A 13,551-nucleotide genomic window follows, 5' to 3' on the forward strand; every position below is an offset into this window, starting at 1 on the left:
CGGGTGTACGACGAGTCCGACGTGCGGATCCGGCCGCGTCCGGGCTCGCGGCCGCGCACCAAGACCCGGCCCGAGCACCTCGATGCCGAGCAGGCGATGGTGGTGGCGGTGGACCGGGGCCGGTGGGGCTGCGTGTTCGACGGCGACCCCGAGCGTCCCGTGGTGGCCATGCGCGCCCGCGAGATGGGCCGCACCCCCGTGGTGGTGGGCGACGAGGTGAGCCTGGTGGGCGACCTGTCCGGGCGACCCGACAGCCTGGCCCGCATCGTGCGGGTGGCCGAGCGCCGCACGGTGCTGCGCCGCACCGCCGACGACACCGACCCCTACGAGCGGATCGTGGTGGCCAACGCCGACCAGCTGGCCGTGGTGGTGGCCCTGGCTGACCCGCCGCCGCGCACCGGGCTCATCGACCGCACCCTGGTGGCGGCCTACGTCGGCGGACTGACCCCCATCCTCTGCCTCACCAAGTCCGACCTGGCCGACCCGGACGAGCTCGTCAGCGCCTACGCCGACCTGGAGGTGCCGGTGGTGGTGCTGAACCAGACCGCGCCCCTGGACGAGCTGGAGGCGATGCTGCAGGGCCGCACCACCGTGCTGCTCGGCCACTCCGGGGTGGGCAAGTCAACCCTGGTGAACCGGCTGGTGCCTGAGGCGTTCCGCGCGGTCGGGGTGGTCTCGGGCATCGGCCGTGGCCGGCACACCTCCACCCAGTCCATCGCACTGCCGCTGCCCAGCGGGTCCGGCTGGGTGGTGGACACCCCCGGCATCCGGTCCTTCGGCCTGGCCCACGTCTCCACCGACGACGTGGTGGCCGCCTTCGCCGACCTGGCCGAGGTGGCCGCCACCTGTCCGCGCGGCTGTACCCACCTTGGTCCGCCTGCCGACCCGGAGTGCGCGCTGGACACCCTCACCGGCACCGCGGCCCGGCGGGTGGAGGCCGTGCGCCGGCTGCTGGTGGCGCTGGCGACCAACACCGACTGGTAGCCGGCTCAGAGCAGCTCGAGCAGGAAGGGCAGCTCCTGGGTGGCGTACCAGGCCAGCTCGTGGTCGGCGACCTCGCCGAGGACGAACTCCGCCTCCAGGTCGCCCAGGTCGGCGGCGTCCACCGCGGCCACCGCGGCTCGCACGGCGTCCTCGGCCTCGGCCAGGTCCACGTGCGCCGAGGCCACCTGGCTCAGCTGTACCGGCGCCGTCAGCCGCACCACCGCGTCGTCGAGGTCCGGGCGGAGCTGGGCGTCCTCGACGTCGGCGCTGAGCACCGCGCGACGGGGACGGGCCGCGTCGTCGGTCTCCAGCTCCACCGCCAGCAGCCGCAGCGACGCCCGGGCCGCCTCAGCCATCGCGGCGTAGGAGAGCTCCTCCTCGTCGCCGACGGCGTAGGACTCGCGCAGCGCCGGGGTGAGGGCGAACGCGGTCCCGCTGACCGCCCGCAGCTCCCCGTCCCGCTGCAGCTGCTCCAGCATGGCGATGGTCGCCGGCACGTACACCCTCATGAGGTCTCCTTCGTCGCTGGGCTGCCCGGGCCGGCTCGGCGACCGGGCGCCCGGGGTGGTGCTGCTCGCACCGCGGCCACCAGCTCGGCCAGGGACTGCTCGAGGAAGCCGGCCAGCTGGTCCACGTCGGCGAGGGCGTCGCGGTCGGCGTTGAGGCCGTAGAGCACCGAGCCGTCGTAGGACGTCACCCCGACGGTCAGCGCCTGGTTGGGCATCAGCGGCACCACGGAGTAGATCTCGCGCAGCCGCGCCCCGTCGGCGTACAGCGGGTACTGCGGACCGGGCACGTTGGTGACCAGCACGTTGAACGAGCGCCGCGCCAGCGTGCCCGCCAGCCGCGCACCCATGGCGTGCAGGGTGGGCGGGGCGAAGCCGGACAGCTGGGTGAGCGCGCGGGCGCCGACCAGCGGGGTGGAGGAGGCGTGCTCGCGGGTGGCCTCGCGCAGCTGGCCCACCCGCACCAGCGGGTCGGCCGCCCCCACCGGCAGGTCCACCAGGAACGAGGAGAGGTCCTCGTGCTCTGCACCGGTGTCCTCGGGGTCGGACGCCACCGCCAGCGGCACCAGGGCGCGCACCGTGGTGTCCGGGGTGACCGGCTCGTCCCGGGAGGTCAACCAGCTGCGCAGCGCCCCGCTGACCACGGCGAGCACCACGTCGTTGACGCTGGCCCCGGTGGCAGCGCGGACCTGCCGGTAGTCGGCCAGCTGGGTGCGGGCGGTGGCGAAGCGACGCTGGCGGGAGACAGCCACGTTCAGCGGGCTGGGCGGGGCCGGGCGCGCCAACCGGCGCACCATCGCCGCCGCCGTGGTGGCTGCCTCGGTCACCGTGCTCACCGCGTTCGCGGCGTCGCGCGCCACCCACCGCACCACGTCGACCACCTCGGTGGGGCTGCGCAGCACCTCCACGGCGGCCTCCGCCAGCAGCCGGGTGCCGGCCGGCTCGGCCGCGGGCATCCAGAGGCCGGTGCGCTGCACACCGGGCTTGCGGGTGTCGTCCAGGATCACCTGGCCCAGCTCCAGGGCCTGCGCCCCGTCCACCACCGCCTGATGGGTCTTGCTGATGATGGCGACCCGGCCCTTGGCCAGCCCCTCCACCAGGTACAGCTCCCACAGCGGGCGGGCCCGGTCCAGCCGGCGGGACAGCAGCCGCGACACCAGCTCGTGCAGCTGCGCGTCGTCGCCCGGGCTGGGCAGCGCGGAGCGACGCACGTGGTAGGAGATGTCGAAGTCGTTGTCGTCCACCCACACCGGGCGGGCCAGGCCGGCGGGCAGGTCACGAACCTTCTGCCGGTAGCGAGGCACGTACGGCAGCCGCTGCTCGATGTGGGACACCAGCGCGTCGTAGCCGAAGCCCGCCCGGGGTGGGGTGAAGATGCTCAGGCTGCCGATGTGCGCGGGGGTCGTCCCCCGCTCCAGCGACAGGAACGACGCATCGAGCGGGCTGAGTCGGTCACGCATGGGTGCAGCGTAGCCGCCGCAGGAGATTTGCTTCCGCACAGCATTGTCCACAAAGGTGCGGCAACCTGGCCCGGCCAGCTAGTGGCGGCGCCCATACTTCCTGCAGCGACGAGCCGCCCCTCCTCGGTGTCGCGAGCACCCACCGGTCACCCACGCCGACCGCCGCCCTGCCAGGAGAGAGCCACCATGTCCGTCGACGCCACCGCAGAAGCCGCACTCCGCCCGGCCCCGCACCGTCCGCCAGCAGCTGCAGCGGCGGCGGCACTGCCGCCCGCCGAGGCTCCCCCGGCCACGCTGCTGCGGCGCGCACCGGTCTGCGAGCCCGCACCCGAGCACCTGCGCGCCGGCACCGCTGTCCCGCCGCCCCGGGCCCGGCGACGCGTCCCGCCCCAGCCGCAGCGCGCCCAGCCCGACCCGGTGAGCCCCGCCGCGGCTGCGAGCGCGCACCAGGTGTTCCGGCTGACCTTCGAGGTGCTGGAGGGCCGGCGGGGTGCGCAGCAGCTGCACCGGGTGATGGGACCGGTGGTGGCCGCGCAGGTCACCCTGCTGTCGCGTGCCGGGACCGGCAGCTGGGCGCGGGGCGTGACCCGGCTCAACCGGGTGCACGTCCAGCAGGTCACCCCCACCGCGGCGGAGGCTTGCGCCACCGTCACCCGCAACGGGCGGGTGCACGCCGTGGCCGCTCGCCTGGAGCTGGGCCGCACCGGTTGGCACTGCACCGCCCTGCATCTCGGCTAGCGGCCGTCCCTCCGCCGCCGGGTGGACCTCGGCGAGCACGCGGCGCACCGTGGCCGCCGACCGAGCACCGGCGCGGGGGGCTGACCCACCTCGCGCCGGTGCTCTCTCAGCGCTTGCGCTTGGGGCTCTTGGACCCCTTGGCCTTCTGCCGGGCCTGGGCACGCCGGTCCCGCCGAGTGCCGGGAGCCTCCGCGCCGGAGGTGGCTGCTCCGGTCTCGTCCTCGGAGCTGCGCACCGCGGTGCCGCCGGTCTCGTCCGGACCCGAGTAGGTGACCGCCGCGGCCGGCTCGGTGTCCAACCCCTTGGCCCGGAAGGCGGCGGGCGCGGCAGGCACCACCTGCTGCTCCGCCTCGGCCTCGGTGGGCTGCGGCTGCTGCTGGGCGGGGGTGGTGGCCAGGTTGCCCAGCTCCGGCTGCGGCTGAGCACCCACCGTCAGGGTCGGCGCGGGCGCCACCTCCACGGTGACGTTGAACAGGAAGCCGATCGACTCCTCCTTGAGGCCCTCGAGCATGCCGCGGAACATGTCGTAGCCCTCGCGCTGGTACTCCACCAGCGGGTCACGCTGGGCCATCGCGCGCAGCCCGATGCCCTCCTTGAGGTAGTCCATCTCGTAGAGGTGCTCGCGCCACTTGCGGTCGAGCACGCTCAGCAGCACCCGACGCTCGAGGTCCCGCATCCCGCCGGTGCCGGCGATCGCGTCGATCTCCTCGGTGCGCTTGACGTAGGCGGCACGGACGTCGGCGAGGATGGCCTCCAGCAGGCCGTCGCGGGTGAGGTCGCTCTGGTCGCCGACCTCGGTCTCGCCCACCAGGTCCTGCCAGCGGATGCTCACCGGGTACAGGGTGCGCAGCGCCGTCCAGAGGGCTTCCAGGTCCCAGTCCTCGGCGTAGCCGGCCGCGGTGGCGCCGTCCACGTAGGCGGTGACCACGTCGGTCATCATGCCCTCGATCTGGCCCTCGACGTCCTCGCCGGACATGATCCGGCGGCGCTCCCGGTAGATGATGGTGCGCTGCTGGTTCATCACCTCGTCGTACTTGAGGACGTTCTTGCGGATCTCGAAGTTCTGCTGCTCCACCTGCGTCTGCGCGGACAGGATCGCCTTGGAGACCATCTTGGCCTCGATGGGCACGTCCTCGGGGAGGTTGAGCCGGTTCATGATCGCCTCGATCATCGGCCCGTTGAAGCGGCGCATGAGCTCATCACCCAGCGACAGGTAGAAGCGAGACTCGCCCGGGTCACCCTGCCGGCCGGAGCGGCCACGGAGCTGGTTGTCGATGCGGCGGGACTCGTGCCGCTCGGTGCCGAGCACGTAGAGCCCGCCCGCCTCGCGGACCCGCTCGGCCTCCTGCTTCACCTCGTCCTTGAGCGGGCCGATGATCAGCTCCCACTCCGCCTGGTACTCCTCCGGGTCGCGCACCGGGTCCAGGCCCCGCTCGCGCAGCGCCACGTCGGCGAGGATCTCGGGATTGCCGCCGAGCACCACGTCGGTGCCGCGACCGGCCATGTTGGTGGCCACCGTCACCGCACCCACCCGACCGGCCTGGGCGATGATCACCGCCTCCTTGTCGTGGAACTTGGCGTTGAGGACGCTGTGTGGCACACCCTTCTTGACCAGCTGCTGGGACAGGTACTCCGAGCGCTCCACGCTGGTGGTGCCGACCAGCACCGGCTGGCCCTTCTCGTGGCGCTCCACGATGTCCTCGACCACGGCCGCGAACTTGGCTTCCTCGGTCTTGTAGATGAGGTCGGGCGAGTCCACCCGGATCATCGGCCGGTTGGTGTGGATCGGGATGACGCCGAGCTTGTAGATCTGGTGCAGCTCGGCGGCCTCGGTCTGGGCCGTGCCGGTCATCCCGGAGAGCTTGTCGTAGAGCCGGAAGTAGTTCTGCAGGGTGATGGTGGCCAGGGTCTGGTTCTCCGCCTTGATCTCCACCCCCTCCTTGGCCTCCAGCGCCTGGTGCATGCCCTCGTTGTAGCGGCGACCGGCCAGCACGCGACCGGTGAACTCGTCGACGATGAACACCTCGCCGTCGCGGACGATGTAGTCCTTGTCGCGCTGGTAGAGCTCCTTGGCCTTGATGGCGTTGTTCAGGTAGCTCACCAGCGGCGAGTTGGCCGCCTCGTAGAGGTTGTCGATGCCCAGCTGGTCCTCGACGAACTCCACCCCGGCCTCGTGCACACCGATGGTCCGCTTCTTGATGTCCACCTCGTAGTGGACGTCGAGCTTCATCAGCGGCGCCAGGCGCGCGAACTCGCCGTACCAGCGCGAGGAGGCGTCGGCCGGGCCGGAGATGATCAGCGGGGTGCGGGCCTCGTCGATGAGGATGGAGTCGACCTCGTCCACGATGGCGAAGTTGTGGCCGCGCTGCACGCACTCGGCCAGCGAGTTGGCCATGTTGTCGCGCAGGTAGTCGAAGCCGAACTCGTTGTTGGTGCCGTAGGTGATGTCGGCGGCGTAGGCGTCGCGACGCTCGGGCGGCGTCATCCCGGACAGGATGGTGCCCACCTCGAGGCCGAGGAAGCGGTGCACGCGGCCCATCCACTCCGAGTCACGCTTGGCCAGGTAGTCGTTGACGGTGACCACGTGCACGCCCTCACCACCGATGGCGTTGAGGTAGGCGGGCAGCACACAGGTCAGCGTCTTGCCCTCACCGGTCTTCATCTCCGCGATGTTGCCCAGGTGCAGCGCAGCCCCGCCCATCACCTGCACGTCGAAGTGGCGCTGGCCCAGCACGCGGCTGGATGCCTCCCTGGCGACGGCGTACGCCTCGGGCAGCAGCTCGTCGAGGCTCTCCCCGTCGGCGTGGCGCTTGCGGAACTCGTCGGTCTTGGCCGCCAGCTCGGCGTCAGTCAGCGACTCGACCTCGGGCGACAGGCTGCTGACGTGCTCAGCGATGGACATGAGGCGCTTGACCATGCGGCCTTCGCCTGCGCGCAACAGCTTGGAAAACGACAACACAGCTTGTCTCGTCCCTCGGTCATAGACGGCAGGGTCCGGCCAAGGAAAACCCTTGGCCGGACCCCATGGTAGGCGGCTCCGTGCAGGCCGTGGCCCATCATGCCCCTCGAGCCCGCCGCGGCGAGGCTCGCAGGGCCGGAACCTAGACGAGCCTGAGCAGGCCGTAGTCGAAGGCGTGCCTGCGGTAGACCACGCTGGGCCGGCCGGTGTCGGCGCACTGGAAGAGGAAGAAGTCGTGCCCGACCAGCTCCATCTCGTACAGCGCCTCGTCCACCGTCATCGGCACCGCCGGGTGCTCCTTGGTGCGCACGATGCGCCCCGGACCCTCGGTGTCGACCTCCGGCTCGGCCACGTGGGGCTCGGCCTCGGGAACCAGGCCGGCCGTGGCGTCGGCCACCGACAGGCGAGCCTTGCGGCCGTGGTGCACCGTCCGCCGGTCGTGCGCGCGCCGCAGCCGGGACTCCAGCTTGTTGATGGCGTTCTCCAGGGCGTCGCGGAAGGTCTCCGCGCTCGCCTCGGCCCGCACCACCGGGTGCTTGCCGACGGCGGTCAGCTCGACGCGCTGGCAGCTCTTGGCCTGACGGGGGTTGGGGGCGTGCTGCAGCTCGACGCGGAAGAGGTCGATGGTGTTGTCGAAGCGCTCGAGCTTGGCGAGCTTCTCGCCCACGAAGGTGCGGAAGTAGTCCGGCACGCTGACGTTGCGGCCCTCGATGTCCAGGCGCGCGACCGGCTGGCCGGCTGCGTCTGGCACCTCGTCGACGGGCTCGTCGATGACGAACGGCCTGGCGTCCTCCGAGCCGGGCTTGCGCTGCTCGGCGATGCCTTCCTTGCGGTCGTCCTGGGTCTGCACGGTGCCCTGCTTACTAGTCATAGATACCTCCGCGTATGGCCCGGTCGAGCACAGCTGCCCGGCCTGGCCCAAGGTGACTGCGCCGGCACGGAAGAGCCTTCCGGCGCCACTCTCGGGGACGGTCCTCCCAACTGCGGCTCACGTGGCTGCTGTCCTCACGCTAACCCCGTTCCGCCCGGATAGACAGACCCCTTCCGTCACAGCGTGTCACGAGATCGGCGATGCTCGCACCGCGCTGAGACCGGTTGCTGCCGGTCAGCGCACCGCGGCCAGCACCAGCACGGCGTGCACGCGAATGCCGCAGTCACGCAACGCACTTGCACTTGCCGCCGCCGTGGCGCCGGTGGTGAGCACGTCGTCGAGCAGGACCACCGCCGAACCCGGTGGTGGCAGCGCCCTGGGGCGCACCCGCACCCTGCCGTGCAGGTTGTCCACCCGCTGCCCCGCGGTCAGTCCGACGGAGTCACGCACCCCCCGGCGCAGGCCGAGCACCGGCGCCACGGTGGTGCTGCCCCCGAGGTGTGCGGCGCAGACCCGGGCCGCGGCGAGCACCGGGTCGCCGCCGCGCTGGCGAGCGGCCCGAGCACGGCTGGGCGCGGGCACCAGGTGCAGGGCGGCCAGCTCGGGCGGGTCGAGCTCGCCCCAGTCGCGCAGGTCGCGCAGGCACCGCGCCCAGGCCCGCCCCACGTGCACCAACAGGTCGCGCCGGCCGCGCTCCTTGGCCGCGACCACCACCGCCCGGCGGGCACCGGTGTAGGCCCCGGTGGCCCACGCCGGCGGGACACCGTCCACCCGGGTGCGCACCGGCACCGGCTCGCTGTCCAGCTCGGCGGCACAGCCGGCGCACCAGGGGGTGCCGGGCTCGCGGCAGCCACCGCACTCGGTGGGCAGGACCAGGTCGACGAGGGCGCGCACCAGTCCACCGTTGCCGGGGGCTGGTGCCGGCGGGCGAGTACCCGCAGGGCTGGGGACACCGCGGCGCGACTGTGCACCGCGCGCGGGCTCAGCCGGGCAGGATCGGCGTGCTCGAGCCCCCACCGAGGCCCGCCACCTCGCGCCAGTAGCGCTCACCGGGTGCGTCCAGGACGTTGAGCTGCAGCACCGCCCGGCTGTCGGCGGCCAGCACCGACGACGCGGGCGCGGCCGCCACGTACCGAACCGGCGGGGACAGGTTGCGGCTGGGCAGCGGCTGGATCAGCGCGCCGTCCACCCCCACGGTGACCACCGGCACCTCGTCACCCCGGCCGGACACCACCAGGGTGTCGGCACTGGTCCAGTCCAGCGACACCGCGCCGTCCCCGAGGTCCGGGGCCACCGCCACCGGGCTGGTCAGCGCGAAGCCGCCGTTCTGCGCCCGGGTGACCACGGCCACGTACACCCGTCCCCCCACGATGAGCGCCGCACGGACACCGTCCCTGGACAGCCGCAGCGCGCTGATCGGCCCGCCGAGCGCGGTCACCGCGCCGGAGTCCACCGGCGAGCTGGACACCTGGCCGCTGGAGGGCTCCCGCACCACCCGCACCACGGTCCCGGTGTCCACCACCACCCAGGCCGCACGATCGTCCCCGGACCAGGTGGGGCGGGTCATCTCCGTGCCCGAGGCCGCGACGGCCACCGCCCCGCCGAGGCTGCCCACCAGCAGCTGCACCTGTCCCCCGGGCCTCGGGTCGCCCGTCATGGTGACCGCGGCGACCTGCTGCCCGTCGTGGGAGATGGCGGCTGACTCCAGCGAGCTGGCCCGACCCAGCGGCCCACCCACCGCGTTGACGCTGCCGTCGACCACCTTGACCAGGCTGCCGCCGGACATCGCGTGCAGCCCCACGTCGGCCCCGGAGGAGGACGAGGGGTCGAAGGAGGCGACGTCGGCGGTGTCCCAGCCCAGCGCGTAGCGCTCGTCCAGCGGGGCCCCGTCGGCGAGCAGCACGTACGGACCGCGCACGCCGGCGCTGTCCAGGGTCCACACCACCTGGGCGGCCAGCAGCTGGCGCTGCCCCGCGTCGAGGGACTCCAGCCCACCCAGGTCGATACCGACCCCGTTGGCCTCGCCGGCGCCGGGCACGCTCTCCCCGGTCGCGGTGGTGACGTTGCTGCGCAGCCGCACTCCCTGGCCCAGCTTGTTCACCACGCCGCTGGCCAGCTGCGCGTTCGGCCCGCCGATGAGCAGCTCCACCAGCCGTGCGGCCAGGGAGTCGGAGTCGCGCGCCACCCAGCGGGGGTCGGCCACCACCTTCTTCTGGTCGGGGTTGAGGAAGTACACCGGCACCCGTTGATAGCGGGCCAGGAAGTCGGCACGCTCGAGCACCACACCGCTGGGCAGGGCGTCGATGCGCCACTGGTCGTCGACCTTCAGCAGCGTCAGCCGGGCCTCGTAGGTGCCCTGGTCCTGGTTGTAGGTGCCGTCCCCGCTGAGCGTGCCGACCCGGTCGGCGCGCAGCAGGATGGTCACCCGGTTCTCGGTGCGCACGTCGTAGAGGGTGTCCACGTTGGTCAGGATCGTGGTGGACGTGCGGTCGTCCCAGCGCTGGGAGCCCTCACCGGTGAGGTACTGCCGCGCCACCCGGTGCTGGCCTCGCTGGGCGCTGCTGGCGGAGATGAAGTCGCGCACCAGCAGGTCGGGCTCCCGCCCGGCGATCGGCGCCTGCTCCACCTCCGGCTGCGGATCGGTGCGCACCGTGCTGATCACGTGCGGGGTGGAGCTGGTGGGCACGGTGGCGCACCCGGTGAGCACGGTGGCCACCGCGACCAGGCAGGACAGCACACGGAATCGGCGCATCAGGAGACTCCCACGTCGGGCGCGGCGGTGGCACGGTCAGGGACGCTCGCGGTGGACGGTGGCTGCACCACGTCGCCGACGGCGACGTTGGCGACGTCGAAGGGCTCGGTGGGCACCAGCGGGATGGGACCGTCCACCAGCGCGGCACCGCGCCGCAGCGGCAGGGTGAGCAGGAAGCAGGCGCCGCGGCCGGGCTCGCCCCAGGCCTGCAGCGAGCCGCCGTGCAGGCGGGCGTCCTCCACCGCGATGGCCAGGCCGAGACCAGTGCCGCCGGAGCGGCGCACCCGGGAGGGGTCGGCGCGCCAGAACCGGTTGAACACCTTCTCCGCCTCCCCCGGCTGCAGACCGATCCCGCTGTCGCGCACCAGCACGGACACCGACTGGTCGGAGGCGCGCATCTGCACCAGCACCGGACGGCCCTCACCGTGGTCGAGCGCGTTGGCCAGCAGGTTGCGCAGCACGCGCTCCACCCGGCGGGCGTCGACCTCGGCGGTCACCTTGTCCTCGGGCAGGTCCAGCAGCAGCTCGCTGCCGGTCTGGGCCACCAGGTGGCGCACCGTGTCCACCGCACCGCGCACGCACAGGCGCAGGTCCAGCGGCTCCGCGGCCAGGTCGGCCATCCCCGCGTCGTGCCTGCTGATCTCCAGCAGGTCGTTGAGCAGGGTCTCGAAGCGGTCCAGCTCGGCCACCAGCAGCTCGGCCGAGCGACGCAGGGCCGGGTCCATCTCGTCGCTGCCGGCGTGCAGCACGTCGGCCGCCATCCGCACCGTGGTCAGCGGGGTGCGCAGCTCGTGGCTGACGTCGGAGGTGAACTGCCGCTGCAGGGCACCGAACTCCTCCAGCTGCGCGATCTGGTCGGCGAGGTTGGCGGCCATGTCGTTGAACGCCAGCCCCAGCCGGGCGACGTCGTCCTCCCCGCGCACCGGCATGCGCGCCTCGAGCTGCCCGTCGGCGAAGCGCTCCGCCGCATCCACGGCGGTGCGGATGGGCAGGACCACCTGGCGGGTGACCAGCGCGGCCACCCCACCGAGCAGCAGGAGCAGGACGCCGCCACCGAGGGACATGGTGCCCTTGATCAGGCTGATCGAGCGCTCCTCGGCGTTCAGCGGGAACACCAGGTACAGCTCGAGCCCGGCGACGTCGGAGGGCGCCGGGGTGCCGACGACGAGGGTGGGGGCGCCGGCGATGGAGGTGTACTGGTAGGTCAGCTGCCCCTTCTGCACGAACGGGCGCAGCGACGTGGGCACCTCGGCGATGGGGCCGCTGGCGATGGCGCCACGCGGGCCGTCCCCGCGGACGATGAGCACCGGCTCGAAGGCGCCGGCGCCGCCGCTGGCCGAGCCACCCATGTCGATGCCGGGGCTGGTCAGCGCCGAGCTCGCGCTGTTGAGGCGGCTGCGCAGGGAGTTGCTCTCGTCGGCGCCGGCCAGCTCGCGCTGCACGGTGGCGCGGGCTCGCTCCACCTCTTCGACGGCGGCGTTGATCTTGGCGTCGAGCAGCCGGTCGGTGATCTGGCTGAGCAGCGCCACCCCGACGGTGAGCACCAGCACCGCCGACAGCGCCAGGGTGGACAGCACCACCCGCAGCTGCAGGGACCGCCGCCACCAGTACATGAAGCCCCGACCGGCGGCCGCGGAGGTGTGCCAGAGGTCGCGCAGCAGGTGCCGCAGCGCTGCGCCGGGCGGGGTGCGTCCGGCGCGGTGGGCGAGCCTGGTGAGCGCTCGTCTCACGGCGGGCCGGCGCGGTACCCCACGCCGCGGACGGTGAGAACCACCTCCGGACGCTCGGGGTCCACCTCGATCTTGGCGCGCAGGCGCTGCACGTGCACGTTGACCAGGCGAGTGTCCGCGGCGTGGCGGTAGCCCCACACCTGCTCCAGGAGCACGTCCCGGCTGAACACCTGGCGCGGCTTGCGGGCCAGCGCCACCAGCAGGTCGAACTCCAGCGGGGTGAGCGAGATGGGCGTGCCGTTGCGGGTGACCTGGTGCGCGGGGACGTCGATCTCCACGTCGGCGATGTGCAGGATCTCCGCCGGCACCTCGGCGGTGCGCCGCAGCCGGGCCCGCAGCCGCGCGATCAGCTCCTTGGCCTTGAACGGCTTCATCACGTAGTCGTCGGCGCCAGACTCCAGGCCCAGCACCACGTCCACGGTGTCGGTCTTGGCGGTGAGCATGACGATCGGCACGCCCGACTCCGCCCGGATCACCCGGCACACGTCGATGCCGTTCATGCCGGGCAGCATCAGGTCGAGCAGGACCAGGTCCGGCTTGAACTCGCGGACCGCGGCCATCGCCTTGGACCCGTCCCCCACGACGGCGGCGTCCATGCCCTCGCCCTGCAGCACGATGGTCAGCATCTCTGCCAGTGCCGCGTCGTCGTCGACGACCAAGATCCGTGGTTTCATGCCGCCCATCCTGACACCTGCGTCGTGGTGCACTGCCCCGCGACGCGAGCGTGAGCTCGCCTGCGCGCCACCGTGCTCATGCGTCCGCCCCCGCCAGCACCCGGTCGGCGAGCGCGGTCACCGCGGCGACGGCTGCGGCGGCCGGGGCAGCGGTGTCGGCGGCGTCGGGCTGCTCGTGGACGTGCCAGGCCCCTGCCCAGCCGTCGGCGGCCAGGCCCTCGTAGACCGCCCCGGTCCGCTCCTGCAGCCCGGCGTCGCGCTCGAAGGCGTCGCGGGCGCGGCCGGCGTCGGCGGACTCGCGGTCCGCCGCGCGCGCGGTGGCCACGGCGACGGGCACCCGCAGCAGCACCTGCAGGGTGGGTGCGGGCAGGCGCAGGCGGTCGAACTCCAGCTGCCGGATCCACTCGGCGAACTCGCCGCGGGCGTCCTGGTGCAGCCGGGCCGCACCGAAGGCGGCGTTGGAGGCGGCGTAGCGGTCGAGCAGCACCACGTCGTTGCTGGCCAGCATCTCGGTGAGCTCGGGGACGGCCTCGGCGCGGTCGAGGGCGAACAGCACGGCCATGCCGTGCACGCTGTCGCCGAGGTCGCCGACCTTGCCGTGCAGCGCCTCGGAGACCAGGTCGGCGTGCACCGAGCGGCCGTAGCGGGGAAAGGCGGTGGCGCCCACCCGGAGCCCGCGGGAGGCGAGCTCGGCGGTCAGCGCGGTGCTCAGCGTCCGCTTTCCCGCGCCGTCAAGACCTTCCACCGTCACGAGTACGCCCACGGGCAACTACCCTAACCGACCCCGAACGACGGTCAGGGCCCTCAGCGCCCCCAGGAGATCCCTGGAGGGCGCTGAGGGCCCTGACCGCGGTGCTGGGCAGTGCCTAGCGGGGCC

At 73.0% G+C, this 13,551-nt stretch carries 11 protein-coding genes; 2 read left to right on the forward strand and 9 right to left on the reverse strand.

The features are described 5' to 3' along the window. Positions 1-3 precede the first annotated feature (3 nt). Complete coding sequence (gene rsgA, locus AC3YNX_RS00275; protein WP_127783812.1) at positions 4-984, forward strand: ribosome small subunit-dependent GTPase A; 981 nt, start codon at positions 4-6, stop codon at positions 982-984. Positions 985-989: 5 nt separating this feature from the next. On the opposite strand, the gene AC3YNX_RS00280 is transcribed toward rsgA, so the two are convergent. Then, positions 990-1,493, reverse strand: coding sequence for a DUF6912 family protein (locus AC3YNX_RS00280; protein WP_127783813.1), 504 nt, complete (start codon positions 1,491-1,493; stop codon positions 990-992). After that, positions 1,490-2,950, reverse strand: a complete 1,461-nt coding sequence (locus tag AC3YNX_RS00285) for a WS/DGAT/MGAT family O-acyltransferase (RefSeq protein ID WP_489981777.1) — start codon at positions 2,948-2,950, stop codon at positions 1,490-1,492. The genes AC3YNX_RS00280 and AC3YNX_RS00285 overlap by 4 nt, the downstream gene beginning before the upstream one ends. A gap of 186 nt (positions 2,951-3,136) precedes the next feature. Between AC3YNX_RS00285 and AC3YNX_RS00290 the strand changes: the two genes are divergently transcribed. Further along, the gene (locus AC3YNX_RS00290; protein ID WP_489994267.1) at positions 3,137-3,688 is read left to right on the forward strand and encodes an Rv3235 family protein; all 552 of its coding nucleotides are present in this window, start codon (positions 3,137-3,139) and stop codon (positions 3,686-3,688) included. Positions 3,689-3,794: 106 nt separating this feature from the next. Here the strand turns inward: AC3YNX_RS00290 and secA are convergent, their stop codons facing one another. The 7 genes from secA to AC3YNX_RS00325 form a co-directional block, all read right to left on the reverse strand. Then, positions 3,795-6,605, reverse strand: a complete 2,811-nt coding sequence (secA, locus tag AC3YNX_RS00295) for a preprotein translocase subunit SecA (RefSeq protein WP_489994268.1) — start codon at positions 6,603-6,605, stop codon at positions 3,795-3,797. Positions 6,606-6,789: 184 nt separating this feature from the next. Further along, on the reverse strand, positions 6,790-7,518 hold the full coding sequence (gene hpf / locus AC3YNX_RS00300; protein ID WP_489994269.1) for a ribosome hibernation-promoting factor, HPF/YfiA family: 729 nt from the start codon (positions 7,516-7,518) through the stop codon (positions 6,790-6,792). 234 nt (positions 7,519-7,752) lie between these two features. Further along, positions 7,753-8,415, reverse strand: a complete 663-nt coding sequence (locus tag AC3YNX_RS00305; RefSeq protein ID WP_489994953.1) for a ComF family protein — start codon at positions 8,413-8,415, stop codon at positions 7,753-7,755. Positions 8,416-8,500: 85 nt separating this feature from the next. Continuing rightward, positions 8,501-10,270 carry an MtrAB system accessory lipoprotein LpqB gene (lpqB, locus tag AC3YNX_RS00310; protein WP_489994270.1) on the reverse strand — a complete coding sequence of 590 codons (1,770 nt, stop codon included), beginning with the start codon at positions 10,268-10,270 and terminating at the stop codon, positions 8,501-8,503. After that, complete coding sequence (gene mtrB / locus AC3YNX_RS00315) at positions 10,270-11,883, reverse strand: MtrAB system histidine kinase MtrB (RefSeq protein ID WP_127784893.1); 1,614 nt, start codon at positions 11,881-11,883, stop codon at positions 10,270-10,272. The genes lpqB and mtrB overlap by 1 nt, the downstream gene beginning before the upstream one ends. Positions 11,884-11,996: 113 nt before the next feature. Then, positions 11,997-12,683: an MtrAB system response regulator MtrA gene (mtrA, locus tag AC3YNX_RS00320; protein ID WP_127783819.1), complete on the reverse strand. Its 687-nt coding sequence runs from the start codon at positions 12,681-12,683 to the stop codon at positions 11,997-11,999. 67 nt (positions 12,684-12,750) lie between these two features. Then, positions 12,751-13,437 (reverse strand): dTMP kinase, encoded by a 687-nt coding sequence (locus AC3YNX_RS00325; RefSeq protein ID WP_489994271.1) that lies wholly within the window; start codon positions 13,435-13,437, stop codon positions 12,751-12,753. Positions 13,438-13,551 lie beyond the last annotated feature (114 nt).

This window comes from Rhodococcus sp. Z13_19A (genome assembly GCF_058133575.1).

Excerpts from the sequence above, each read along its gene's own strand:
- mtrA (WP_127783819.1), bottom strand. The coding sequence starts at position 12,683 with ATGGGCGGCATGAAACCACGGATCTTGGTCGTCGACGACGACGCGGCA.
- AC3YNX_RS00290 (WP_489994267.1), top strand. The coding sequence starts at position 3,137 with ATGTCCGTCGACGCCACCGCAGAAGCCGCACTCCGCCCGGCCCCGCAC.
- hpf (WP_489994269.1), bottom strand. The coding sequence starts at position 7,518 with ATGACTAGTAAGCAGGGCACCGTGCAGACCCAGGACGACCGCAAGGAA.
- secA (WP_489994268.1), bottom strand. The coding sequence starts at position 6,605 with ATGGTCAAGCGCCTCATGTCCATCGCTGAGCACGTCAGCAGCCTGTCG.
- mtrB (WP_127784893.1), bottom strand. The coding sequence starts at position 11,883 with ATGTACTGGTGGCGGCGGTCCCTGCAGCTGCGGGTGGTGCTGTCCACC.
- AC3YNX_RS00285 (WP_489981777.1), bottom strand. The coding sequence starts at position 2,950 with ATGCGTGACCGACTCAGCCCGCTCGATGCGTCGTTCCTGTCGCTGGAG.
- lpqB (WP_489994270.1), bottom strand. The coding sequence starts at position 10,270 with ATGCGCCGATTCCGTGTGCTGTCCTGCCTGGTCGCGGTGGCCACCGTG.
- AC3YNX_RS00280 (WP_127783813.1), bottom strand. The coding sequence starts at position 1,493 with ATGAGGGTGTACGTGCCGGCGACCATCGCCATGCTGGAGCAGCTGCAG.